The following is a 24,485-nucleotide window of genomic DNA, read 5'->3' on the forward strand; positions in this document are numbered from 1 at the left end:
CATATGACTACGCTAAGCAGTTTAATTCAACTCTCCACGGCTTTTTCCGCTGAGATTGACTTATCGACGGATTTTTGCTATAACCTCACCGCTCCCGACCAAAAGATTGAAGGCTACCTGCCCAATCGCAGTTCGAGGCGCGTGATGAAGGCAATTCTGGACACGATTTCGCCAGGTACTGACCATAAGGTGCACCTTATTCAGGCATCATATGGTACTGGCAAGTCGTATCTACTGCTTATGTTGGCCCACTTGCTGGGCAATAATAACGCCGAGGTATTGGCTACTTTTCTGCACAAAATTGCAGACAAAGAAGCCCAAATCAAGGATGGCTTAACTGCAAAGCTGACGGCCCTGACTGAGCGCGATGATAGATTTTTGGTTGTCATCCCCAATTATGGAGAAACCAACTTTCGGCACGCTCTACTGAAAGGCTTGATTGCGGCCTTGGATAAGCAAGGCCTTACTCGGCCACCCACTATATACCAGCGTGCTGCTGAGGTGCTGGAAGGCTGGGCCGTTTCCAATAAAGCAGTATATGAGCAATTCTCTCAAAAGCTTAGCGGCATTCGAATCGAGGATTTTATTGGGCTCCTTCGCGAGTTAGATGCGCCCACTTACCAATCCTTTAAAACCTACTTCCGGGAGATTGTCCATAACTCATTTGATGAGTCTGACATGGCTGACGTGTACACTGTGTATGCGGATACTGCCAAAAGCATTGCTCCTCATGGCTATCGGGGCATCGTAGTGCTCTACGATGAGTTTGGCGATATGCTAAACCGAATGATAAACTCGCCAGAGGGGTCTGGCCTAGCGGTGCAGAAGTTTGTAGAAGGAGTGAAACGTGGTGGGAACGGAGCAAACATTCTGTTTCTGGCCGCTACCCACCAAAACCCTTCTTCTCTGCAAGAAGACAAAAAACAGGATATAAGCAAGATTATCGGTCGATTCGACACTCATTTGCTTGGTGCTACGAAAGACACGTTGGATGGCTCATCTGATGATGTAGAAATCACCGATGCCACCGAGATAATGGGAACGGTTTTCATTCGGCCAGCTGATACAAAGCCCCAGTTAGATGCGCTGCTTAAAGCGGATGATTACGCGAGTGATGCAGTTGATTCGGTGCGTAAACAAGGGCTATATGGTAAGCAAACTGCTGAATGGATAGGCCACAACGTGGTCGAAAACCTGTTCCCGCTCCACCCACTTACCGCCCGGCTCCTACCTAAATTCTCGAATGAGTTCGCACAAAACACGCGGACTATGTTCAATTTCCTCAGCCCTAGTCAGCTTGAGATAGGTGGCTTACAGCATTTCCTGACGAATCAGCCATTAATCGACGATAGTGGAAGGCCGACCCTATTCACGCCTGACCGGCTATTTGACTTTTTTGAGGCCAACCTAAAGGAAGTCAAGTTTGGCATCAATCTGCTCGATGATTATAAAAATGCTGCTGCCAAAGTAACCGGAGAAATTGATGCAGAACGTTTACTTCGCAATGTTCTCATAATGAAAGCCGTGCGCGATAAGCGTTTAGCACCGCGTCGAGAAATGCTATTTTGGGCACAGAACTGGCGTACTACTCGCATCGCTGAATTCAACGCTCTCCTGGATGGCCTAGTGAGTAAAGAATGGTTAGAGCATAATCCAACGGACCATACATACGATTTCCCTTCCTCGGGTGCCCTATCGGTGGGAAACGTAGTGAAGGAAGAAGAAGCTAACCTAGCTGGCTTTAAGCTGGGGACTTGCATAGGCATTTGGAATAGTCTGGAGCCCCGCCTAGCGCTCGAATCGGCTGACCAACTAAGGCGGTATGAAGTAGTGCCTATCTACCAAGCTGCCGATTCACGAGAGAAACTAGAAAAGCTGGCAGAATACTACAAAGGCCAAGCTGAAAACTGGTCGACAACGGGCTATGTCTTTCCGTTGATAGCTGATAATCCTGATGCTGTCAAACAGCTTGCCCAAGGAGTCGTTGCTAATAAAGCCGCCCTACCTTATGTATTTTATGCTCAGCCACGAGACCCGTTGTTCTTTGCTGAGCCACTGAAGAAGACGGTAAAGTATGAGGCGTTGCGAATTGCGATGCAGCGCGACGATATCGTTAACAATCCTGCCCGTAAAGAAAAAGTAAGCGAGCAGCTACGCACCGTAGAGGCAGAACTGCGTAATATTATCAAGCGCCTGTTCGAGCCAATCAACTGGGAATGGTTTTATGCAGACGATAAAACCGCTCGGGAATTTACAAATACTCGCGGTTTCAACAGCTGGTTTGAAGAGAAAGTAGATGAACGGTTCTCGGAGGTTCCTGCTATCAAAGACGAAGCTTTGTGGTTCGTCAAACGAACCGTGCGCGCTGCCGACCGTGATAGAGCATTTGCCAGCATCTATAATGCTGAACCCAACAGAATCCCACTGGATAGCACTGGGAATGCCCCAGAAGAGCGCATCCTGCGTAATTTCTTTCAGAAGCTTACCTTATCAAAGCAGAAGTCTAGCGAGAAGGGTATTCAGTACGGCGATGTTACTTCGCCTGATTCTGGTACTCCTGAAGCAGCCATTTTCAAACACTTTGATAAAATTTTGAAAGGGAAGGATAGCGGTGCTCCAGCACCTGAGCTATTCACTCCGCTGTTGCAAGCGCCTTATGGGTTGTCAGAGCACCTGATTAAGTTTTTCTTCGGGTGCTATGTACGCCTTCATTCCCTGCAAATCACTCTCTTTCAAAGAGGGATGTTCAAGGAGAAAAATACCGAACTGTTCAAAGAACTGTTTAAAAAACCGGTTGATTTTAGAGTCCGGCGAGTAGATATGTCCTCCAAAGAGGAAAGCTACTTCAAAGATTTGAGGGACTTATTTGATAAAAAAACAGCAAACTCATTTGGGGAAATTGCGCGCCAACTTCAGGGGATACAGCTCTCGGCCCTGCAAAAAACGCTGATAGTACAGCAAGGCGGTGAAGTGAAGGGCTTTTTCGAGGCTGTTGCTGAATTGGGAAGGCAAGCGACTATCCCAGAGCCAGAAGCACGAGCACTTTTCCTGGAAACACTACCGAACAGCTTGGTAGGCGCTGCTTCGCAGGAAGCTTTTGAGGATGACCCAGCAAATAAACCTAAGCTCCTCGACAAGCTACGCTCCTTCAGGCAGTTTCCATTAGACGCAGATAAGCGGTTTCGCTTGGAAACCCTGCAATTACTGGCGAAAGAGGTTTTTGGAGAAACCATCATCAGCAAAGACGAAATCCTTGGCGTAACGCAGCGATGGTTTAAGGGCCTGTCAGCAGCTCAGCGCATGGCTTCCTATGCTAATCCGCGCATAGCGTCTTGGGTAAACCTTATCAAGAATGGCCCGATGAGTAAGGACATTCTGTCTTGGTACTTCTCCGAGCTGACTGATACCCCCCTGAACGATTGGGAGGGTAACCTCCATATTCGTCAGGCAAAATATGTGCAGGAGTTTCAGGGTTATAAAACGACCATCGAAGACTTCACTAGCGACCCCATTAAGGTGTTGCAACATATTGCGCGGGAAGTATTTGAAGTACCTGTTAGTGAATGCCCAACTGAAACTGTTTTTGGGGCATTGTTTAAAACCTGGTGGGTTTCGTTAGGCCAGCTCAAGCAGAATCATAACTACTCCGACACGGCCGCAAAGTGGATGATGGATAATATCGATTCCACCGCGCCCACTACGATTCTATATCTCGATACTATTCCGAGGCGCTGGATAGAAAAAGGAAACCTACCAAGCATTATTCCTACGAAGTGGGAAGAATGGACCAATACTCATATATCCGCTGTCGCTGCTGAATACCAACGGTGCTATACCTTGATAGATGCTTGGCAGCCACCTGTAACGGAAGAAGAATTCTTTGCCGGAGTAGGTCAGGTGTTTGGTTTAGCAGAAATAACCTCCATTGAGGTCCTCAACAAAGGCATTCTATCTGAGTGGTTCGCCAACTTGCCCGCTCGCACACGGGAAGCAGACTGGCTCAATAAGACGTCGGATGACGCATTGTTGCTGAATCAGTTGCTTTCCGAAACCTCACTTTACAATTTATTTACTCAGACGCTGCCCACGCGCTGGGCCTTACCAATCCTAAAGGACATCAGCGCTGAAGAGCTACCTAAGTTTCTACAGAAAGTAGAAAATCTAAAAGGTAGTGTCGAGCAGTATCGTCGGCCCTTACTGGAAGTTGTTGCTGCGGTCGACAGAAAGAAGAAGTACGGGCACGAAACAGAGTACTTGAGTTGGCTTTATGACAATCTGCGTAGCCAAGAGGCTTTTGCAGTTAAAGCAGATGGCGATGATACATTGCTTACCGACTCCTTAGCAAGGTTGATGCTCAGTCGCGCTAGAAGCAAAGCGAGCCTGGGTAAGCTTGTCGAAGAAGTGGCAGCTGACCTCGGGCTACCGGTTGACAATCATACCTGGGATAAAGACCAGCAGAAGGAGTTCGTAAATAGCTGGAATAAAGCGATAGTGACCATTCAAGGGTGGACCTTTCCTGAAGACCGCAAACTAGAGGATGCCCGAGCTGAGCTGAGCAGCTTCGTTCAAGAATTCTGCGACACCAAAGGCTTGACTTCTACTCAACGACGCAAACTTCTCAACGACCTCATCAACGAGTTGGTGCCGGCTGCGCAGGTACTATGAAAATTTACCTAGACCCTTTTAGCCTACAACCGGCCTCTGAAGCACTAGAAGTGGCGGATGATGCGAGTTATGTAGTGGCTCGCTGCCTACTACTTGACTTTATGCGTAGCGCTGGACAAAGCAATCGAGATGTGATTGTTCGCCAAAAACCATGGATTGAATGGTTTGGTGACCTGCCTCAGACTCTAATCGCGCGAGTTTCCCCTTTAGCACTACTCCATCAGAAGCATCCCAACGTCACGTTGCCAGCTGACCTTGTAGAGCAAGATGTGCAAGAGTTGAATTTGCTCGTTGATATTGATTTTGAGCCTTCTGTCGCTGGCATCACAAAGCACTTTTTTAGTAAGCTATTTAAGCAGCCTGTTACCCCCGATGCCTCTACCGTATATGCGCTGGCACGGTTTGTTGTTCAGAATCCCACTCTGTACAACAAACGATACCTACGCCAACTCTGGAGCCAGCATCTAGAGCAACTCCCAACTGCTTTAGAGCCGCTTAAACTGGCTGACGCTGCCTTTGCGAAAACCTTGGGAGAGGGCATCTATCTTGGTGGCAACACTGAGTTAGCCTCTGATTGGGAGCATGATAATACTGTCTGGTTAAAAAGGACTTATCAGATTCAAATAACTGACTTGCAGCAGCTCAAGTTATTGAGTTGGACAAAGCCACCCTTTAAGATTGCGGATGCCGAATCAGTGTTGGAGAAGAAGGTTAAGCACTGTGTCACAGCAGAGCTTAAAAAAGGCGTGCCGCCGTTAGAGGTACTTCCAGGCCGCTATAGTGGCGAGCTACAAGCTATTCTTTCGGCTGCTATAAAGGTTGATGCTGCGCTACTATCGGCTCTGGAAACCCGCTATGCGGATATTATAGCAAATGATTCACAACTGCATAGACAGCTTCGGGTACTTGTAAATCCCGAACTTGTAACGCCTCCAGATGAACAAGCGTTAGCCAGCCTACCATTGTTGGAGCAATTACGGGTTTGGCAGAAATGGGCTACAACCAGTTTTATCCCCTACAAATTCTGGCTTGACCAGGTGAAAGACCCGGCGGCCGAAGTACTAGATAGGGTTGAGGAATTTTCCAACCAGTATGGCGATTGGTTATTTGTCAACTACTCGACACTGATTGATGATGAGCGTATTTTAACAAATAGTAACGTTCGGCAACGAGCCCAGCAGTTACTTAGCTCACCTGGCAGCCGGCTCATTTGGCTTATAATAGATGGCTTGCCTGATGCTTACACCGCACTTCTAATGGCAGCGTTAAAAAAGCATGGCCTGAACAAAATCAAGACGGAGTATGCGCTAACTGCCCTACCTACTATTACAGCGATAGGTATTCCGGCATTGCTAAATGGGCTTAGGCCAGACGCTTCTGCATTCATTTCCGATTCTAAGAAACGCAAAGAAGCCTTAGTGCAAGCATTTCCTAATCAGAATGTTGCTTTTTCTAATCTAACTGGAAATTTCGCTGAAACACTCGATGCTAACGCGGACTTGTACTGCTTGCATTGGCGCGATTTAGACGAGTACCAGCATAAGGAAGATAATCAGATTGAAGGAACACGGGCTGATTACATCGGCTACGAGTTGGACAAGCGTATCGGATTACTAGCAGCAGCTATGCGGGCGAATCCTGACCGTCGCACAAAACTGCTCATTTCAACTGACCACGGGGCTACCCGCTGTCTGCGTAATGAGTCGGGTATCAGCAATAAGAAGATAAGGGAGGCCGCTGCCGAATCACACGAGCGCTGTATTAAGCTTGTCGGCAAGCTAGAACATGAGCACCTTGATGCTGAAGAAACCTACCACTTGACGAGAGAAATAACCTACAACCAGGATGATTGGGTAGCAGCCCGCGGTTACCGGTATTTCGGCAGGAATGACCACGGCTACCGTCATGGCGGCCTGTCGCCAGAAGAAACCATTGTCCCAGTTTTAGTGGCAGAAATGGGGGTGATAACTGTAACTGAGTTAGCTATAAGCTACTTCGGCAAGAAAGAGTTGGAGTTGGGTAAAACCCTTAAGGACGTGCAATTCCGCATACATAACCCTAATGACTTTATCGTTGAGCTACGGGGCTTATCATTAGCGGAAGACTCAAAGACTGAGTTCGTTCTTCCAGCACAGCTAGCACCAAATAGCAGCGTGGCACTGAAGACTAAGTTAAAGCTGCCTTCATCACTACGCCCTAAAGAGAAATCCGTAAGTCTAACCGCCTCGCTAGAATACGTGGTACAGGGAGACCCCTACACTACGCAAGCTTCTGTTTCAGTGCCTATCCAGCAGGCTAATGAGTTGGATGACTTTGACTTTGATATTTTGTAGAGTATGAACGACGCGCTCCGCCAAAAAGTAACTGACGTGTTCGAGTCAGATAGCATTGATAAAAGTCTCTATAGTGGCTCCGGTCTTAATGAGCAAAGCATCCCGGTGTTCGTTGGAGAATGGCTTATTGACCGTCAACTAAAAGGGGGCGAATGGGATGAGGATGTCAAGCAGCAGGTAATTGCTTTTGTACGCAAGTTCATGCCGAGCAAAGATGACGTCGAGGACCTCAAACAGCGCCTTCGTAACGGCGATAATGTGTCGGTACTCGAATACGTTAGCCCGAGGGTAGACTTAACTAAAGACCAGACCTTTTTAGAATCAGGCAGTCTCGGTAACCAGAAAGTCCAAATTGAGGAGCACTTGCTCAGCCGCTATCCCCGCTTGCTGAAAGGGGGCATGTGGGGCATAGCCATTTACCAGTACCGCCGGACCGATAAGGGCGGAGAAGTATGGCTGAGCGAATTTAAGCCCTTGCAGGCTGCCAAAATAGAGGTTGACGAGTATGTAGAAAAGCGCCACTTGTTCTCCCGAGAGGAGTGGACGCAACTTCTTATCAACTCTCTCGGCTACAATGCTGAAGGGCCAGGAGGATATACGGAAGATAAAACCCGCTTGGCACTGCTCACTCGCTTAATACCGTTTGTGCAAAGGCGGGTCAATCTCTTTGAGTTAGCTCCGAAAGGAACTGGCAAATCATTTCTGTTTGGCCAGTTCTCGCGCTACTCTCGCCTGATTGAAGGGGGTGCTGTTTCTCCGGCTGTGCTTTTCTACAACGAGAATACAAAGGTTCCTGGGTTGTTTACTCAGTTTGATATCGTTGTGTTTGACGAAGCACAATCCCTTTCTTTCAGCAGTCCTGACGAAACGGTGGCCAAGCTAAAGGGCTACTTGGAGCAAGGCAAATACTCCAAAGGCAAGTTCACAGTATCAGCAGATGCTGGCGCAGTTTTTATCGCCAACGTTCAGATTGACCGGGATAAAATGCCTGTTAACGCCAAGCATTTATTTAGTGATTTACCAACCATACTGCAAGAAACCGCCCTCCTCGACCGTATCCACGGGCTTCTGCCTGGCTGGCATTTGCCACGAATGGGAGTGGATGCCCTATCGAAAGGCGTAGGTTTAAAAGCCGATTATCTAGGTGAAATATTTCATGCTCTTCGCTTCCGCATAGAGTATGACAAGTTTGTCGAAGAGAGACAGCACTTAATTGACTCTAAGGATTTTCGCGACGTTCGCGCCATCTTAAAATTATCCGCCGGCTTCCTTAAACTTTTGTTCCCAGACCTTTCTACAGTTACGGACCAGGAATTTGAAGTATACTGCCTGCAACCTGCCATCAACCTGCGCCAACGTTTGCGTGAGCAGCTTTCTTACATGGACCCAGAGTTTTCTAGGCATGAAATAACACTACGGCGCGTGCCAGCTTCCGCCATGAACCACGAGGTTGTTTCGGTAGAAGAGTCCGAAGAAACGAATGAAGTGGAAGCCTAGCTTACGTATCCATAACCACTGCACCCGTAGAACAAGCAGATTTGAAAAAAGCCATCTGCATTTGAAAAGTGGCCAGCGCCTCGCCATCCGGCAATAGAAACCGCTGACTCGGGCTGTCTGGTGGAAACTGCAGCAGCTCGTTCGGCACGTCGAGGCTGCGCAGCAGGCGGTGCAGCAAACGGGGCTCCTCCTTCTTCAGGTTGCCGTTTTTCAGATTAATGATGGTGGTGTAGGGAAATTTGTGGGCCTCGCAAAACGGTAACAGCCCGCCCCTAGCAATCATCTTCAACCTGTTTTGGGCGTAGAGCAGCGCGTCCTGATAGGGCAGGGCCAGGCTCAGGTCGGGAAAGCTCAGGGGCGCTACTTCCGGCCCGCGTTTTTCTTCTTCCATGCTTTGTAGCTTTTAATCATTTCGGCGGCCTGCTCGGCCGTGGTAGCCCGGGCCTGCTCCTCCGTACAGTCGGGCTTAAACTTAGCTTTTACCTCCCCATCGGTGACATAGAGGCCCCATTCGTTGCGGCCGATGGTGTACTTGCCCACGGTGGCCAGCACGTTTTTGGCGGCCTCCGCCTGGGCTTTGATGAGGTAATTGACGGCCAGCGCCGGGGTAACGGCCGCGGCCGATATGCCGGCCGGCACGTTGAAATACTGCTCGCGCCACTTCAGGTACACGCCTTTTGGCCCCTGGCCTACCACCACTGGCTGGCCCTCGTGCAGGCCCACTTCGCGGGGAGTCGACGCCCGGCGCTGGGTGATGAGGTCCTGCGCCTGCGCTTCGCTCAATTGCGCGGGGCTGACGCCCTCGGGAAGGTTGTAGTATTTCTCGGCGTGCAGAATATAGGGGCCGTTTTTGCCGGTGCCCAGCAGCATTTCCGCGCCCTCAAAGTGGCCGATGAAGCGCTTCTGCAGCTCGGCCCGGTCCGGAGTGAGCTGGTCGGCGGCGGCCACCCAGCCCAGCAGGTTCTGGTCGAACATCGGCACGAACTGCTGGTAGGTCTGCTGGCCCCGGGCAATCTTGTCGAACACGGCCTCGCAGCCGGCGGTGAACTTGTAATCCATCACTTTGGGGAAGTTGCGCTCCAGAAACTCCGTGACCTCGGTGCCGGTGGCCGTGGGCAACAACTTGTCCTTATCCGCGCCCAGCGTTTCGCTGCGCTGGCTGGTGGTCAGCTGGCCACCCTGCCAAGTTAGGACCTGCGCGGTGAGCTTCTTGCCTGCGACGCTGCCGGTGCTGATATACTTCCGGGCGAAAATCGTGTGCAGGATGGACGCGTAGGTACTCGGCCGGCCAATGCCCTGCTTTTCCAAATCCGCAACCAAGGTGGCCTCGTTGTAGCGCTTGGCGGGCCGGGCAAAACTCTGCCGCGCCTCCAGCTTGACCAATGTCAGCGCCTCGCCCTCCTGCACCGGATGCTTGAGGGTCGTTTCTGCCTCGTCAACGGGCTCCTCCCCTTCTTCCTCGACGTCCTGGTACACGGCCAAGTAGCCGGCGCGGGTGAGCACGCGGGTGGAGCTGGTGTAGGTGTCGGCGGCATCGGCCGCCGGCGCGAGGGTTATCGTGGTCTGGTCGTACTGAGCGGCCAGCATCTGCGAGGCCAGGGCGCGGGTATAAATCAGCCGGTAGAGCGCCTGCTCGTCGGGCGTGTCGCCGGCGTGGGCCTGCTCCCAGTGCGTGGGGCGGATGGCTTCGTGGGCTTCCTGCGCGCCGTCCTTGTTTTTGGTCTGACGGGCCTGAAACTGGCCGGCCCCGAACTGCGCCACAATCTGCGCCTGGGCCTGCTGGGTAGCCTCCTTGCCCAGGTTCACGCTGTCGGTGCGGATATAGGTGATGTGGCCGCCCTCGAACAGCTTCTGGGCCAGGTCCGATACCTTCTGCACAGTAAACCGCAGCTTTTTCACGCCTTCCTGTTGCAGCGTCGAGGTGGAGAACGCCGGCGCGGGCTGGCGCTCCACGGGCTTCTTCTCCACGCTCAGCACCCCAAAGCCTGCGCCGCGGCCCACCTGCGACAGGTAGGCCTGCGCCTGGTCGAGCGCGGCGAAGGGCGCGGCCGTGCGACGGGCCCGCAGCTGCTCGCCGTGGCTGGTTTGCAGCGTGGCCACCACCGGCACGGTGAATGCGTCGCTGAACTGCTGAATCTGCCGCTCCCGCTCCACCACCAGGCGCACGGCCACCGACTGCACCCGGCCTGCCGAGAGGCCGGCCGCCAGCTTGCGGTTCAGCACTGGACTAATAGTGAAGCCCACCAGCCTATCCACGGCCCGGCGGCCCTCCTGGGCGTGCACCAGGTGCAGGTCCACCGTGGTGGGCGCAGCCAGCGCGGCCTTGATGGCCTTCTCAGTGATTTCCTGAAAGGCAATACGCTTGGTCGTGCGCGGGTCGAGGCCCAGCACTTCGCAGAGGTGAAACGCAATGGCCTCGCCTTCCCGGTCGGGGTCAGTGGCCAGGTACACGCCCTGGGGGCCGGCGGCTTTGGCCAGGCGGCGCAGGTTGGCCACCACGGCCTTCTTGTCGTCGCTGACGACGTATTTCAGGGCGTGGCCGTGCTCGCGGTCAATCCCAATGTCGCCCCCGCCCACGGGCAAATCCCGAATGTGGCCCACGGAGGCTGCCACCTCATAATCGGGGCCCGCATAGCCCTTGATTTTCTTAATCTTGTTGGGGCTTTCGACGATAATAAGCTTCATGCTGGGTAGCTAGTACGCAGCGAAACTACCCAGCCCGATTAGCCTTCTGGAGAAAAAAGGATGAGTGGTAAAAAGTCGCGGGTGAAGTGCAGAAACTGGCTACGAATGGTAGTACAGCTGCTGCCTGAGCTAGGCGTTTGCTGACTAAAAGCTAGCTGGCGTCTGGCTGGTTCTTCTTGAAGCGCGGGCGGCCCAGCGCCGGCGCGGGCGGCTCCACGGGGTTGTCCATCTGTTTCTGGGCCAGCCTGGTCATTGTCAGTAGGTCGGACTTGGCCAGCTCGGCCACTTTCACCAGCTCATCCAGCGTAAAGCTGCCGGGCTTGGCCATGCGCACGTTCAGGGTGTTGTGCGAGATGCCGATGTGCCGGGCCGTGTCGCTGCGCATACCCAGGGCATGAATGAGTTCGGCCAGCGAATTATAGGAACTTGGTTTGAGCATAGTCGGGGCCGCAAAGAGGTCTAACACGAGCAAAGATTAGTCAATTTTTGCAACATTACGGCCCCCGTCGCCCCGTAGTTCGGCTATTCAAAAAAGCTGGGTGCCTGGTAGCGGAGTATCTCCGCCCCGTCCGGCTCGGTGATGCGGTCGAGGTACACCAGCACGTTGCCCTCGCGGGCCTGGCGCTCCTCGGCCCGCTGCCAGACAGCGTACAACTCGGCGTAGGGGAAAAAATTCATCTGGTCGAAGCCGCTGGCGAAGCCCTGCACCATTTCCTCCACCTGCTCACGCTGCTCGTGGGAAACCTCGTTGTACACCCAGCGCAGGAACTCGTCCGAGTCGGCTGGCAGGTCGAAGTAGGCCACCGTCTGCGGTACGGTGTGGCTGCCCATGTAAAGCAGCAGCTCCCAGAGCCGGTAGTGGCTTTTCTCTCGCTGCCAGTATTCCACGATGTCCCGGCGGCCGGTCCCCATGGCCTGCCCGCCAAACTTCATTGTGCCGGGTTCGGCTGCGAGCGCTTTGCGGAAGCCGTAGTCGGCGACCCAGTCCTTTTTCGTGAGGCTCTGAAAGTTGTACATGGGGGCGTAGTCAGGGTTGGAGAGGCAAGTTAAGGCAAAGCCGGAACTGAAAAACCACTTTTTATAAGTGGCTATTCCGGCCTCGGGGCCTGTTGCGGGCTGTTCCATTCGCGGTAGGCGGTGGTGTGGCGGTCGGCCACGATGGCCAGGCGCTCGGGCTGGTCGTCGCGCTTTATCCAGATGTGCGAGCTGCCGCAGTGCACCTGGTAGCCGGGCCCTAGCAACTGGCGGGCGGGCTCGGCGAACCCGCGCAGGTCGGCTGTATCGGGGGCAGCCTCGATAAGCTGCCGCAGCTGCTCCAGGCGCTGCGCTTCGGTGGAATCGGCCGGTTGTTGCTCAACGGCCAGATAGGCCAGCTGCGGGGCGAAAATGGGGCTATTCAGGGGGTATTGAGCAGTAGGGGGCATGGCAAAAAGAACAAAAGGGAGAGAATGACTACTTCGTGGGCGGGCCGGGCTTGGCCAGCTCCCGGGCGAGCAACAGCACCTGAGCGTTGTGGAAGGCTTGGCCGAACACGCCGCGCTGGTAGTCACGGGCCAGCTGACCCACGTTGGCAAACTCGTAGCGCAGGCCCGTATCGCCTAAAGGCTGCAAAAACCGGTCGGCCTCCTCGGCGCTGAAGCCGCTCAGGTCGCGGCCGTCACTGAGTAGCAGCTGCACACCCGGGCGCTCGTGGCGGCCCCGCTCGTAGGTGGTGTAAATCAGGCCTACCGCCCGCTCCCGGGCGTAATACACGGCATCGCCAACAACTAAATCCTGGGCCTGGGGCAAGCATTGGGGTTAAAGAAGCAGGAGGGAAAACTGGCCGCCCTGGTCCTCACGGGTGGCCCGCAGCGCTTCGCGGCCGATGGGGCGCACGGCCCGCACTAGGGCACTGAGCACGTCGAAATCGGCCTGGGTATCGATGCGCAGCCCGAGCCGTTGGGCCACTTCGGCGGTCAGGCCGTTGCTGTCCAAGCCTTTGCCCAGCTGCTGCATCAGCATTTCCACGTCGGTAATGGCGGCGATAACCCGGCGGCGGTACTGGTTCCAGCCCGGATGGATGATGGTGGGGGCTTCGCTGGCTTGCATCCGGCAGGCGCTAAAGGTGGGTATCGTAGCCCGTGACCGAGGTGAAGAGGGCGGGTAAATCCTCCCCGTACACCATTTCAAACGTCTGCTGGTTGGTGATAACCGGCTCCCAGTCGACCAGCTTCTGGTGGTAAAACTCCACTTTGTAGGTGTCAGTGGGCATGAGCGTAATTTTCAGCCGGTTCACCTGGGCTTGGTTGCGGCGCAGGTCCATGCGTAGCCAGGGGTTCGGGTTGCTGGCCGTCCGGCCGGCGGCCATGAGCTTGTCGGCCCCGGTCATTACTAGGAAGCGGCGGCCTCCCAGCTGTGACAAGATGGTGTAAGCTTCTTCGACGACTTCGGGTTTAGCGCTCATAAGCAAAAGGCTGTTTTATTGCGTTCCTGACAGTTATTAAACGCAAAATAGCCTGTTAATGTTTCAATTTCATTTAAATTAAAGTTTCTATTATTGATTAATTATGCGGGGATTTTTCTTGCGTAAGGGCATTTACCTACTGGCAATGCTTTTCAGAAGAAAGGCTTATTCGGTGGAGCCGTTTTGTTCGTGTTTGGAGGCGTTGATGTTTAGTCTTGGGCCAGCCAAATCCGCCGAGGATTCATGGTATAAAACCTGTGAAACTTAGTACAATAAAGCTGCGCTACGTCCTATAGCTAAATAACTGTCATTTTGTGCTTTAATTGCAGTAAACAGGCAATTATTCACCTTATAATGAGTCAGATTTGTTTAAAATAAAGTGTCAATTTATGACTTTTGCGACTGTCTTCTTGGCTCAGTCCTTGATTTTCCCCTTTTGTTATTTATTCAGGGTAGCTTTCTAGTGTTTTTTTGGTTACTATGGCCATAATGATGCCTTGGGCTTAGTTTTTTCGATTTTTGGGTATGTATTGCTTCCTGGAGCGCTGTCCAGAGCTTGCCGCTTGGGGGCCGTTGCTCCAGAAGCTGTGGCCGCTGATGATTCTCTGAGCAGTGGCTACTTATTCCAGTATCTTAGCAGTACAAGAGTATGTTCTTAACTTGTAATAATAGTATAAAAAAGCAGAAAAGTGCAATCCCTGTTTTTTACCTTTTTAAACTTTGTTATTTGTTTTCCTTTCGCCCCTTGTGCCAGTGGGGTACATCCCTTCGGTCCTAAATGCCTTCGCTTGGTCGACAAACTAAATAGTAGTCTTTTACTGATTAGTTAAAAAGAACATACTAGTTTACTATAAGGAGTAAACGGCCAAAAGCTAAGTTCTGGACAGGTAAAAGCTAAGTTTCGGACAGGTGCTTCAGTTTCAAAAGCTAAGTTCTGGACAGCTTTTAGCCATCAAATAGTAAGTTCTGGACAGGTAAAAAGTAAGGTTTGGACAGGTGGGTTATCCACATTGCTCTGCAGGTTTCGGCTGCTGCAGCGGGTCGTCAAACCGAATAAACTAAGGTTTGGACAGGTGCCCGGCTCGGGTCAAGGGCTTCCTGATAGATGGCGTCTGGCTGCGCTGGGTGAATAAACTAAGGTTTGGACAGGTAGTACCGGCGGCTCTTAAACGCGCCTTTCTGGCTGGCAACTGGGGCCGGGTTGAGTCAAAAGGTAAGGTAGGCAAAGCAGCACCTTACCTTTTTAGCCGTTTTGGTATATCTTGCGTATGCTTCCCACCGCTACCTGCTGCTTAACTCCATGGCTGATAAACGTATCTCCCGCGTCCCGGCGGCTCCCATGCTGGAGCTGGACCTCAAGTATGAACCCGAGTATCGGGGGGAAGTTAAGCAGCACTGGAACGTCACGTTTGCCCACCAGAAGAAGATTTCGGTGTACGGCAAGCGCATCATGGCCCGGGTGATTGACCAGATTCGGGACAACGACTACCAGCTGCGGGATTTCTACCAGTTGCACATCTCCTCCATTCTGGAGGGCACTGACATCGAGCCGGAAACGGCGTATTCGAAAATCAAGGGGGCGCTCTACGAGCTGGCCGACGTGAAATGGGAGTTTGAGAGCATCGAGAAGAAGGAATGGTACTTCCGGCACCTGCTCGACACCACCCGCGAGCAGCGCGTGGGCTACAAGGACGGCATCATCACCATCCTACTCAACCCGCAGCTGGCTCCTTACCTGGTGAAAGCGGCCCACTTCAGCAAGTTTCCGCTGCACGGCTACATGAACCTGAAAAGCTGGTACAGCATGCGGTTCTTCGAAATTCTGGCCGCCTGGCAGGATAAGGGCTACTGGGAAGTGCCGGTGGAGGAGTACCGGCAGTATATGGACTGCTGGTACGAGTACGACAAGCGCGGGCAGGTGAAGAAGGGCAAGACCGGCAAGGCGCTGATGAAGTACCCTAACACCATGCTGCTCATTGCCAACACCATGAAGGAGCCGGAAAAGGAGCTGGCCGGTACCGACTTCGAGTTCACCTTCACCCCCATCTACGAAACCACCCGGCCCACCCGGGGCCGCAAGAAGATTATCCGGTTTCGGTTCGAACTGAAAAAAGGGCCGACGCTGAAAGACATTCCCGCGTCCTGGCTAGAAAATGCGGCCACCGGCAGCATCATTGCCCGGCTGCGCGACTGGAAGGTGACCGATGCCAATATCGTCAAGTATGCTCCCATCCTCAAGCAGGAAGGCGCCCTGGAGCTGCTCAAGGCCTGGGAATTGAAGAACCGCTCGAATCGGCATATTGATGACAAGCTGCGCTACTGCAACGCGGCCTTCGTACGGGCCGGCAAGCAGGCGCTGGAAGATGCCAAGCAGGCCAAGATTGACGCCAAGAACGAGGCGGCCGAGGCAAAGCTGATTGTGCAGCAAGCGCTGAACCTATAGTGTAAGGTCACCAAGGCAACATTCTTGGCGATTGTTCACTGTAAGACTGCCAATCTAAATTAAAATCCAACAAGAGTGCATTTGCGTGAATTTTACTGAGCTTAAAAATCGAGACGCTTGGGCGACAATACGTGGGTTTGTGTATCAACTAGACATTACACTCCTCCGCTGGATTGCACTGAAGGATAATCAGGTCTTGCAACTGGAGAGGGGCGAGGATGTTGATATCGTCACAAACGCAAATAACTCCTCAGCTCAAGAGCTTTCCCGCGAGCTTGAGCAAGTCAAGTACCGCGAATCCAAGGTTTCGCTGAACCAGGAGTTTGCCCTTGAGATGCTGCACAATTTTTTCCAGCACCTGAGCAACAACTCTGGCCAGGATTTACTGTTTCGCTACGTCACCAATGCAGCCTATACGCTAGAGAGGCCGGCACTTGCTTTGAATGGTAGCAGTGGCATCGAAGTCTGGAAGGTTATTGCAACGGACAAGAACGTTGCCAGCAGTGACCACAGACTATTAGTTATTCAGCAGCACCTGCAGCGCAAAATACGGGAACACATTCAAGGTATGCCAGCAACCGTGCAGCCAGCGGTAAAAGCTGACTGGCTGGCCTTCGATGCATATATCTCTGACCCTGATAAATTGCTAGATTTCGTTCGTCGGGTAGATTGGAGTACTCGGCAGACCGATTACAGCGCCATGAGCCAGCAGGTAGAAGCGGCGCTTTTGACTGCCCAACTGGTACCGGATGCAGCAAATGCTAAAAGCCTTTATGCCCGCCTGTTCCTTTATATCGCCAAACAACTGAGTGAAGCAGGCCTAAAGCAGCTTAACCCGGCCGAGTTAAGAGTGCAGGCACAACTACCTGCGCTCTCCGTTTCTGACCTGCGTTTGTTGCAGGTGATTGAAAACCTTTTTAGCTCGTTGGAAGCCCGGGTTAGCAGCCTAGAGGAAAATGCAAGCCAGTACGCAACCCAGCTGACGCAGCTGCTAAGCAAGGTAGAGGTGCTAAGCCAGTCGGACACTGTATTCGATTACCGGCTTGGTAACCTGGCCAGCACCCCACCCCCACCCGTACAGAACGGAACATTGCGCGCGGGCAAGGTCAGGCACCTCACGCAATTGCTGTTAGCGACGCCGTGGGTGCATCTGCAGGGCATTAACGGTAGCGGCAAATCGCAACTGGCCGCCCTTGTCGCACGTGAGCACAGCAGCGTGCATTGGCTGGAGCTGCGAGCATATAATGACAGCATCGAAAAGACGGTGTTGCTACTTGAGGCCTTTCTGGCGCTTATCACGCAACGACCGGTTTCCACTAACCGGCAGCGCTGGCTCCAAGAGGTAGTTACGGAACTTCCCGCCCAAACGCTATTGGTACTCAATGACCTGCCGCGCATAGAAGCAGGTTCGGCCCTGGAGGAAACCCTTGTTTTTCTAGCTAATCAATTGGCCGCCGGGGGCATCCTACTACTAACTACTTCCAATTTTGATGTCACTCCATCTACGCGCCGGCTACTACTAGCAGCGACATTCAGTGAGTATCATGATGTCAATTTCACGGACGAGGAAATTGCCGAGTACCTGACCAATTGTGGCGCAGGCCCGGAGGTAGTGGCTTTGGCTGGGTTGGTTGGCGTGGTAACGTACTACAATCCTACGCTCGTCGGCGCGCTGGTATATCACCTGCAGGCGATGAACTGGGGAGCTGACAGCGCCGACGTGCTTGATGTGCTGATTAGACAAGAATTTTCCGCGGCCACGCTGGAGGATGCGCAGTATGCCATTACCCGCCGTCTTTCGGACCCGGGAGCAAAGCAGCTGTTGTACCGGCTGAGTTTGCTGAATTGGGGATTTGGCTTTACGCAGGTACAGGCTGTCAGTGGAGTAGAAGCTATTATTGAAGCGCCTCGCGAAGCGTTGCAGCGCATACTCAACCTTTGGATTCAGTCGATAGGCAAAGTATATTATGTTTCCCCTTTAGTGCACAACTTAGGCGAACAAAACCTGTCGCCGGCAGTAGTGCGAGGCATTCATTTGGCCGTAGCACAGTCAATCCTGGAAAACCAGACCCTGGATTTGCTGGATACTACGCGATGTTTTTGGGCGCTCAACAAAGGCCAAGATTATACGAAGGCCGGCGGATTGCTGCTGGGGATACTCCGAACAGCTGAGAATGCGGAACAAGCTCAGTTGCTGCGACGGTGCGGACTGCTTACCTACGCAACTAGCACTGACATTCCGGCGGCAATGCCCCGGCTACTGCGGGCTGCCATCCGCTACGAGCAGCTACGATTACACCACCTGCTAGGCCTTGATATCACGGCTTACCAGCATTGGCTGACGCACTACGCAAACGAAACGGGTGGAACGCTGAATGAACAGGTCTTAGTGCGCCTATTCAAGCTGATTAACGCTGAAGAATGGCACTTTCCGGAATTCAGTGAGGACTTCTTGTTTGTGCTGGCCAATCGGGCGGCGCTGACAGAATTATCCGAGGATGACTTTACGCCGGCCCAACTAGCGATGCTGTTCTGGTTGCCTATTCGCAGCATTAATTCGGTCAGCGCTCTGATGCAATGGCGGAAACTTGCCGAGCATTTTCAAGCTGAGACCGGCTTTGATGTCTGGCAGGAACCCATTGCACAAACGGCCGTTACCCTCATCAGTCGGCAGTTGGCCATTGCTGCCGTCGAAACAAGTGCTGAAGCCGCACTGGTTATTCTGAACGAGTGGGCAGACTATTATGCTCAGCAACAGCAGGAGCTACTTCGGGCAACTGTTCAAGCAGTCAGTATTCCTGTACAATTCCAGCAGGTAGCTGAGCGCTCAAACATTATTGCTGAGGTAGCGGCTAGTGCTGCTGGGCTGGCCCTCCCCGATGCACAGTATCTACTTTTCTTTGCTTTGGGCAAAGCATGCTACGATGCCAACATGAAGGCTGAAAGCATAGAGTGGTTAGCTAAGGCGGTTGACTTGCAGTGTATTCAGCAAGACAGCTTTGTAGAGGCTTTAATTTATGCAGGGGCCGCCATATCCACCCACGATACGGCACGCGCGCTGCAGTTCAACCAGCAGGCGGAGGAACTGGCTGCTGCTGACACGCTGATTCAAGAAATAGACTACCTTAAAGTCGCAGCTGAACTGGCGCTAGCCTACTGGCTGCATCACGATATTGAGCAAAGCTTCCGCTGGTTTGAGAAGGTCGTCCAGCAGTTGGTAGAAGCCAAAGCCAGTGCGTCGCCTGAGGCTTGGAAGCGGTTGTACGTATGGCTCCGCCACGCCCTGGGCTACATTGCCCGCGTAGCTGCCCGGGAACAAGCTCCTGAAAGGGTAGCAGACGGCGGGGAATACGTGGCTCCTTACCAGGGATTCTTTTCGTTTAACACGAAAGATGTGTCAGATTTATATGATGACAACCCGGCTCCGCACGTCTTATTCTATACGATGGCCCTGTTTGCAGAAGGCATCGGCGATATCGATAAGGCCTACGAATGGTCACAGAGAGCTTTCGATGCCGCTCGACAAACTCCAGGCGAGCAGGCCTTATTGATGATTGCTGCCCTCTGCGGGCAATATGCATTGGCTACCGGGCACTATGTAGAAGGCCTGGAAGCTCAGTTGCTTGCGGCAGCAATGAGCGCCTTCGTAAAACACGAAGGGCTAACTCAGGAGCAGGCCATGGAGACGTTCCAACTGGAAGAGCTGAATTCGCGCCGGCCAGGCCCCGTATGGAATGACGCGGAGGCTACGGCGGTAACGCTCGCCGTTATTCCAATGGTCACCCTGACACTAACTGCTCAGCTAACGAATGATGCTCGGCGCACAGAACTGACCCAAGCTTGCCAGCTGGCTCTGGACCAGTACCGCTCCCAGGCCTCAGACCAGGGCCTATGGAGCCACGTAAGTGAGGTAAGCACCGAAGTACTTACCGCTACTAGTAGCAGCCGGCAGTTACTGACAAAGGCATCTGCCTTCGCTCAGGAAGGACAACGGGACTTGCAAGTTATCTGTCTGCTGGGCGCTATTGCCCAAGCGACAGATGGACGCTCGCAAGTGCACGAAATGTTTAAAGTTCTGCCGTATTTGGATAAGACGCTTAAAATAAGACCGGCAGTATTTCGATTCGTTTTGATTCCTTTTGTCAGACAGGTCAGCAAAACATCTATCCGCGAGTGTTTTGTTGGTACCCGAACTGAGCTAGACGATTTACTTGAGTCTATTGAGAATGTAGCTGCCACCGAACCGCATGCGGTGCAGCTGCTCCTACAACCAGCAGTAGCCGCCGCTGATTTAACAGTGCCTTCACCCCGAGATACTTGGCTTTACCAATACCGCGAAATATAAGTTGAGTATGAATACTGATGCCAGTCAGCTCCACGGCTTCGGCCATGGGCATCCCTTTATTGCGGCTTTAGTAGTGATTTATTGGGGAGTCAAACCCATAACAAGAGGGGGAAAAGAGTTGCTGATGGTACAATTGCAAAACAATGAGCTAAGTGGCCAGTTCTGCCGACGCGGCCGTGATGTTGGCCTCACTCATGGGGTAGTGAGTGCCTGAGGCTCCCTCGTAGAAGTAGTGCCACTGCGATTTGCCATAGTTCAGGCGGTCTTTGTACAAAGCCAGCCCGCTAATCGTGTGGGTCGTGTGGGGGCTGAAAAAATGCACTTGGTGTCCCACCAGAAACCTGGGGGTCGGGTGTTGCTTGCCAGAGCCGGTGCTCACGTAAGCGAGCTGGCCAACGATGCTGCCCACGGCCTGCCCACGCCAACGCAGTTCATCCACCGGGCCGGCCGCGGCCCGCTGCTTCAGGTACTCGACTTCGCGGGCCTGGTCGCGCAGGCCGATGGTGGCTGCCAGCAGGGCAATGGCCTGCTCGGCGGTGTCAGCAAAGTATATCCGGTCGCCCTCCCCTGGCAACAGGACCTCAAACTGGCCACTTAGCACCTGCTGGGTGTTCGGATTGACGTAGTTAAAGCCCTGCTGGGTGTTTTCAGAAAGAAGTTCGTATTGGCCCGCGTCGTCACTGTGGCGGTCGTTTACCTTGATGGCGTAGTGATAGCCGTTCCAGTAGATAGCAGTTACGAGGCCCTGCACGTCGCGGTAGCGGGTGCTGCGGACGGTGGCCCCAATGGCAATGCGGCCAGCGTGGGTTTCGATGGCGGGGAGGTTCGGTAGCATCAGGTTTTGCAATTGTAAAAAATGAGGTTAGTCGCGCTGCTCATCGGCCGGGTACTCCGGGTAGTCGGTACTGTCCTGGTTGTCGGCCGACTCGTCGCCCTCCTGGGGCGGGTACTCGGGAATCCAGTCGCCGTGCTCGGCCGGCGCGGGCTCCTGGCCGTTGGGGGTGAAGTCGAAGGCATACCGCGCCTGCACCTGGGCCAGCGTTAGCGGGGTCAGGGTGGGATAATTCGGGCCGTAGTGAAAGCGGGGCTCGATTTCCACGTAGTACTGCCCGCTGGGCTGCTGCCACAGCGTAACGCGCCCGTTGCCCTCCCCTTCTTCGGCCGTGGCCCGCCGGCCCGAAATGTAAGCGTAGCTGTCCAGCGGCAGCTGGCCCAAATCAAGCTCTACCCGCTCCCACGGGCATTCCCCGCTGCCCCCCATTTCTTCCTCAAACGCTACCCACGTCCGCCCCTCGTTTTTCTCCACGATGCGGCCCCGGTACTGCTGGCCCTGCTCCTTCATGGCCTCGGCCAGGGCGCTCAACGTGTCGTACTGGTCGAAGGAGTAGGGCACGGCGGCGGGGATGCGGAACGGGCCGGGGAACTGCTCGCTCAGGTAGTCCACTTGGTCCGCCGTGCCGGCGCGAAGGGCAAAAAGCTGTGGCCCCTTGCGCTCGTGGCTGGCCTCGTGCACTTCCAAATAATGGTGCTCGGGAATCTCCTGCCAGTTGACCGGGTCAGCCAGCTGGGCCTCGTCCTGGCGGTCCGTGCCGGCGAAGTGTTCCACCTCATAAAAGCCGTAGTAGTCGGCCAGCCCGCCGTACACCACCGTAATGCGGCCGGTGTGCAGGTTGCGGTAGTACAGCGGGGCCGGAATCACCCGGTACTCCTGCGAGCTGATTTCTACCACTTCGGGCACCTGGGCCGGCGCGGCGGGGCCGGGCGTGTAGGGCTCCAACTCACGGCCGAAAAAATGGCCCAGCGTTACACCGTGATTCGCCAGATGCTCAGGCATCTTGTCTGGCTGGCAAAGCACCCCTACATAGCCCTCCGCGTGAAAGTACGCTTTCACCTCTGCCGGGCCGATGCTGTTCATATAGATGTGAACGCGGGAACCGATGGCGGGCACCTCACCGCTGCCCGACCATTGGAGGCCGGCCGGTAAGCCGGCGCGGGTGGGAAATCCTACCCACTGCGGGCACTGCTCGGGGTCGCCGGCCCAATCGAAGGGGCTGATTTGGGGCTGCTTGGGGGCGGGGGTTATCATATTGAAGGGGAAAGGAAATAGTGAGAAGATGAGCCAGGCGCTAGGCGGCAAGGGCCAGCTGGCTGCCGAATACCACGCCGGCCCGGGGGCTGCTGCGCTTGCGGCGGCTGGCGGTCTTGGCGTGGTGAGTGGTTTCGGTCACAAGTCCCAGAAAGCCGGCGGCGTGGGTGTAGCCCTTCACCTCGGCACGCTCCTGTTGGCCGTCGCGGTTCACCGTTACCGTGGTCCCTACCGCTGGCACGGGCTGCTGAGCCGACCAATGCAGCCCACCGGGAAGCATCGTTAAGCGAGGCGCGGCCGCGAACTCGGGCACCGGATTGGTCAACTGCTCAGTGGCATCTTGGTTGGCTTGCCAGGCATCTTCGCCGGCCTGATGCTTGGCGGCGTTGGCAGCGCGGAGCCGGGCTAAGCGAGCGGCAGGAATGCGACGGGCGGGGCGAGTGGTGGGGATGGTTTTCATACTGCGGCAAGTGGAATGAATTAAGAAATGAGTCGGCTAGAACCAGGGGGCAGCTTCCCAAGCGGCCAGCTCGGCGGCGGACACTGCCGGCTGGGTGGCAAGCGCTTCGTCGGCGGGGTCAAACCGGTCGGCCCACACCTCGCCGGGCGCTAAATCAAAAGCTTCGTCAACCATGAATAAAGGGCTGTTTTATCGTTCGTTGCTTATACTTATTAAACGCCAAAATAAGCATTAATGTTTCAATTTTGTTTAAATTAAAGTGGTAATTATTGACTGCTTAAGCAGCCGCTAAGGGTATTGCTACGAACGGATTTTCCCCTTTTGTATAGCCTTAACAATTGCCTTTTTGCAATTGCAATTTCCTTTTGTTGCCCGCCGTAGCGCCCGCCCGACGGAATGGCTCCATCGGGCGGGCGCTGGCCTTACTGCGGAGTGGCTTCGGTGCCGGGGACTTCCTCCGCTTCGTAGCTGGGTACGATGCCCAGAATGTGGTTGGCGGCTTTCTGGCCTTGGCTGGCGGCGGAAATTATCAGCTGTTTGTCGTTGCGCAGGGCTTGCAGCCAGTTGGCGATATAGCTGGCGCTGCTGGGCTCGGTGCGGGTCAGGTCCAGCCCGGCCGCGTGGCTCAGGAACGAGGCCCCCAACTCGGCCACCAGTTCCTCCTTGGCGTAGGTTTCACTGCCAAAGGCGGCTAATTCGGTGAGCGTGGCCCGGTCCAGCCGCTTGGCGTGGCCGGTGGAGTGGGTCAGCTCGTGAAACAGGGTGTGGTAATAGTCTTCGGCCGTGTGGAAGTTGCTGGCCTCGGGCATGGTCACCGTGTCGATGCTGGTGCGGTACATGGCTTCGCTGCCCTTGTGCAGCACCCGGGGGCCACCCACGTAGCCGGCCAGCACCTGCTCGGCGGCCTGCTCGGGCGTATGCTCGCGGCTGGGCAGTTCGGGGAACGTCCACGCCACGCCGTCAATCTGGGCCACGTTGAACACCGTGGAGTATTTCAGGAAGGCTTTTTTCTTCTCCTCGCCCTTGCCGTCGTCCTTCTTGGTCACGGTGAAGAACACCACCGGCATACCCTTCTCGCCCCGGCGCACCTGCCCGCCCAGCTCCTTGGCTTGGTTGTAGGTCAGGAAATACGGGTGCTCATACTCCAGCATCCCCAGCAGCAGGGCATTCACGCCCTGATACACGTGCTTGCTGCGGTAGTTGCGGGGCGCGCCGTGGGCGGCATTCCACGGCTGCTTCCACGGGGTCACGCCGTTCTCCAACGCCAGAATAATGCGGTTGGTGATGATTTCGTACACGTCAGGACGGGGAGCGAAAGGAGCGGGCTTTTTCATGGCTTAACAGGTTGGTTTTATGCTTGCTGCTTATATTATTTAAACGCAAAAACACTCATTTATGTTTCAATAATATGTAAATTAAAGTGTCAATTATTGCGTATTATATCGCCGTATTTGGCACGGGTTCTGATTTTTCCCTTTTGTACTTTATTCGCACCGCTCAGGCATTATCCGCCCGATGACCACTGAGT

The 24,485-nt window shown here is 54.1% G+C and carries 18 protein-coding genes; 5 read left to right on the forward strand and 13 right to left on the reverse strand.

Translation table 11 applies throughout. The features are described from left to right. Window positions 1-3: 3 nt before the first annotated feature. Genes I7X13_RS20265 through brxL form a run of 3 tightly spaced genes read left to right on the forward strand, consistent with a single transcriptional unit; the run spans window position 4 to window position 8,495 of the window. Entirely contained in the window at window positions 4-4,665 is a 4,662-nt protein-coding gene (locus I7X13_RS20265; protein WP_198076876.1) for a hypothetical protein, read from the forward strand. After that, window positions 4,662-6,998 (forward strand): hypothetical protein, encoded by a 2,337-nt coding sequence (locus I7X13_RS20270; RefSeq protein ID WP_198076877.1) that lies wholly within the window; start codon window positions 4,662-4,664, stop codon window positions 6,996-6,998. Before I7X13_RS20265 ends, I7X13_RS20270 begins: the two co-directional genes overlap by 4 nt. 3 nt (window positions 6,999-7,001) lie before the next feature. Further along, a complete protein-coding gene (gene brxL, locus I7X13_RS20275) occupies window positions 7,002-8,495 on the forward strand; it encodes a BREX system Lon protease-like protein BrxL (protein ID WP_198076878.1) in 1,494 nt (497 codons plus the stop codon). A 1-nt stretch (window position 8,496) separates the two neighbouring features. Here the strand turns inward: brxL and I7X13_RS20280 are convergent, their stop codons facing one another. From I7X13_RS20280 to I7X13_RS20315, 8 genes are all read right to left on the reverse strand, one after another. Continuing rightward, entirely contained in the window at window positions 8,497-8,886 is a 390-nt protein-coding gene (locus I7X13_RS20280) for a hypothetical protein (RefSeq protein ID WP_198076879.1), read from the reverse strand. After that, entirely contained in the window at window positions 8,856-11,180 is a 2,325-nt protein-coding gene (gene topA, locus I7X13_RS20285; RefSeq protein ID WP_198076880.1) for a type I DNA topoisomerase, read from the reverse strand. Before topA ends, I7X13_RS20280 begins: the two co-directional genes overlap by 31 nt. Window positions 11,181-11,331: 151 nt before the next feature. Beyond that, window positions 11,332-11,619: a hypothetical protein gene (locus I7X13_RS20290; RefSeq protein ID WP_213019121.1), complete on the reverse strand. Its 288-nt coding sequence runs from the start codon at window positions 11,617-11,619 to the stop codon at window positions 11,332-11,334. Between the two features lie 83 nt (window positions 11,620-11,702). Next, on the reverse strand, window positions 11,703-12,305 hold the full coding sequence (locus I7X13_RS20295) for a hypothetical protein (RefSeq protein WP_198076882.1): 603 nt from the start codon (window positions 12,303-12,305) through the stop codon (window positions 11,703-11,705). After that, window positions 12,269-12,604 carry a hypothetical protein gene (locus tag I7X13_RS20300; protein ID WP_198076883.1) on the reverse strand — a complete coding sequence of 112 codons (336 nt, stop codon included), beginning with the start codon at window positions 12,602-12,604 and terminating at the stop codon, window positions 12,269-12,271. Before I7X13_RS20300 ends, I7X13_RS20295 begins: the two co-directional genes overlap by 37 nt. A gap of 28 nt (window positions 12,605-12,632) precedes the next feature. Continuing rightward, window positions 12,633-12,968 carry a hypothetical protein gene (locus tag I7X13_RS20305; protein WP_198076884.1) on the reverse strand — a complete coding sequence of 112 codons (336 nt, stop codon included), beginning with the start codon at window positions 12,966-12,968 and terminating at the stop codon, window positions 12,633-12,635. A 9-nt stretch (window positions 12,969-12,977) separates the two neighbouring features. Beyond that, window positions 12,978-13,268: a hypothetical protein gene (locus I7X13_RS20310; RefSeq protein WP_198076885.1), complete on the reverse strand. Its 291-nt coding sequence runs from the start codon at window positions 13,266-13,268 to the stop codon at window positions 12,978-12,980. Window positions 13,269-13,278: 10 nt separating this feature from the next. Continuing rightward, on the reverse strand, window positions 13,279-13,623 hold the full coding sequence (locus I7X13_RS20315) for a hypothetical protein (protein ID WP_196294820.1): 345 nt from the start codon (window positions 13,621-13,623) through the stop codon (window positions 13,279-13,281). A gap of 1,300 nt (window positions 13,624-14,923) precedes the next feature. Here I7X13_RS20315 and I7X13_RS20320 point away from each other — a divergent pair. Beyond that, window positions 14,924-16,066 (forward strand): replication initiation protein, encoded by a 1,143-nt coding sequence (locus tag I7X13_RS20320; protein ID WP_196288757.1) that lies wholly within the window; start codon window positions 14,924-14,926, stop codon window positions 16,064-16,066. Window positions 16,067-16,205: 139 nt separating this feature from the next. Further along, entirely contained in the window at window positions 16,206-20,411 is a 4,206-nt protein-coding gene (locus I7X13_RS20325) for a hypothetical protein (protein ID WP_198076886.1), read from the forward strand. 148 nt (window positions 20,412-20,559) lie between these two features. On the opposite strand, the gene I7X13_RS20330 is transcribed toward I7X13_RS20325, so the two are convergent. The 5 genes from I7X13_RS20330 to I7X13_RS20350 all read right to left on the reverse strand — a co-directional run bounded on the left by I7X13_RS20330 (window position 20,560) and on the right by I7X13_RS20350 (window position 24,291). Continuing rightward, entirely contained in the window at window positions 20,560-21,246 is a 687-nt protein-coding gene (locus I7X13_RS20330; RefSeq protein ID WP_198076887.1) for a hypothetical protein, read from the reverse strand. Window positions 21,247-21,273: 27 nt separating this feature from the next. Beyond that, entirely contained in the window at window positions 21,274-22,497 is a 1,224-nt protein-coding gene (locus I7X13_RS20335) for a hypothetical protein (protein ID WP_198076888.1), read from the reverse strand. 40 nt (window positions 22,498-22,537) lie between these two features. Further along, a complete protein-coding gene (locus tag I7X13_RS20340) occupies window positions 22,538-22,957 on the reverse strand; it encodes a hypothetical protein (protein WP_198076889.1) in 420 nt (139 codons plus the stop codon). Between the two features lie 36 nt (window positions 22,958-22,993). Then, window positions 22,994-23,131, reverse strand: coding sequence for a hypothetical protein (locus tag I7X13_RS20345; protein ID WP_198076890.1), 138 nt, complete (start codon window positions 23,129-23,131; stop codon window positions 22,994-22,996). 248 nt (window positions 23,132-23,379) lie between these two features. Continuing rightward, on the reverse strand, window positions 23,380-24,291 hold the full coding sequence (locus tag I7X13_RS20350) for an ArdC family protein (protein ID WP_198076891.1): 912 nt from the start codon (window positions 24,289-24,291) through the stop codon (window positions 23,380-23,382). Between the last annotated feature and the right edge of the window lie 194 nt (window positions 24,292-24,485).

It is taken from the genome of Hymenobacter negativus, assembly GCF_016056375.1.
GTDB lineage: Bacteria > Bacteroidota > Bacteroidia > Cytophagales > Hymenobacteraceae > Hymenobacter > Hymenobacter negativus_A.

Excerpts from the sequence above, each read along its gene's own strand:
- I7X13_RS20345 (WP_198076890.1), bottom strand. The coding sequence starts at position 23,131 with ATGGTTGACGAAGCTTTTGATTTAGCGCCCGGCGAGGTGTGGGCCGAC.
- I7X13_RS20330 (WP_198076887.1), bottom strand. The coding sequence starts at position 21,246 with ATGCTACCGAACCTCCCCGCCATCGAAACCCACGCTGGCCGCATTGCC.
- I7X13_RS20310 (WP_198076885.1), bottom strand. The coding sequence starts at position 13,268 with ATGCAAGCCAGCGAAGCCCCCACCATCATCCATCCGGGCTGGAACCAG.
- I7X13_RS20295 (WP_198076882.1), bottom strand. The coding sequence starts at position 12,305 with ATGGAACAGCCCGCAACAGGCCCCGAGGCCGGAATAGCCACTTATAAA.
- I7X13_RS20350 (WP_198076891.1), bottom strand. The coding sequence starts at position 24,291 with ATGAAAAAGCCCGCTCCTTTCGCTCCCCGTCCTGACGTGTACGAAATC.
- I7X13_RS20320 (WP_196288757.1), top strand. The coding sequence starts at position 14,924 with ATGGCTGATAAACGTATCTCCCGCGTCCCGGCGGCTCCCATGCTGGAG.
- I7X13_RS20280 (WP_198076879.1), bottom strand. The coding sequence starts at position 8,886 with ATGGAAGAAGAAAAACGCGGGCCGGAAGTAGCGCCCCTGAGCTTTCCC.
- I7X13_RS20335 (WP_198076888.1), bottom strand. The coding sequence starts at position 22,497 with ATGATAACCCCCGCCCCCAAGCAGCCCCAAATCAGCCCCTTCGATTGG.
- I7X13_RS20315 (WP_196294820.1), bottom strand. The coding sequence starts at position 13,623 with ATGAGCGCTAAACCCGAAGTCGTCGAAGAAGCTTACACCATCTTGTCA.
- brxL (WP_198076878.1), top strand. The coding sequence starts at position 7,002 with ATGAACGACGCGCTCCGCCAAAAAGTAACTGACGTGTTCGAGTCAGAT.
- I7X13_RS20290 (WP_213019121.1), bottom strand. The coding sequence starts at position 11,619 with ATGCTCAAACCAAGTTCCTATAATTCGCTGGCCGAACTCATTCATGCC.
- I7X13_RS20270 (WP_198076877.1), top strand. The coding sequence starts at position 4,662 with ATGAAAATTTACCTAGACCCTTTTAGCCTACAACCGGCCTCTGAAGCA.
- topA (WP_198076880.1), bottom strand. The coding sequence starts at position 11,180 with ATGAAGCTTATTATCGTCGAAAGCCCCAACAAGATTAAGAAAATCAAG.
- I7X13_RS20265 (WP_198076876.1), top strand. The coding sequence starts at position 4 with ATGACTACGCTAAGCAGTTTAATTCAACTCTCCACGGCTTTTTCCGCT.
- I7X13_RS20300 (WP_198076883.1), bottom strand. The coding sequence starts at position 12,604 with ATGCCCCCTACTGCTCAATACCCCCTGAATAGCCCCATTTTCGCCCCG.
- I7X13_RS20340 (WP_198076889.1), bottom strand. The coding sequence starts at position 22,957 with ATGAAAACCATCCCCACCACTCGCCCCGCCCGTCGCATTCCTGCCGCT.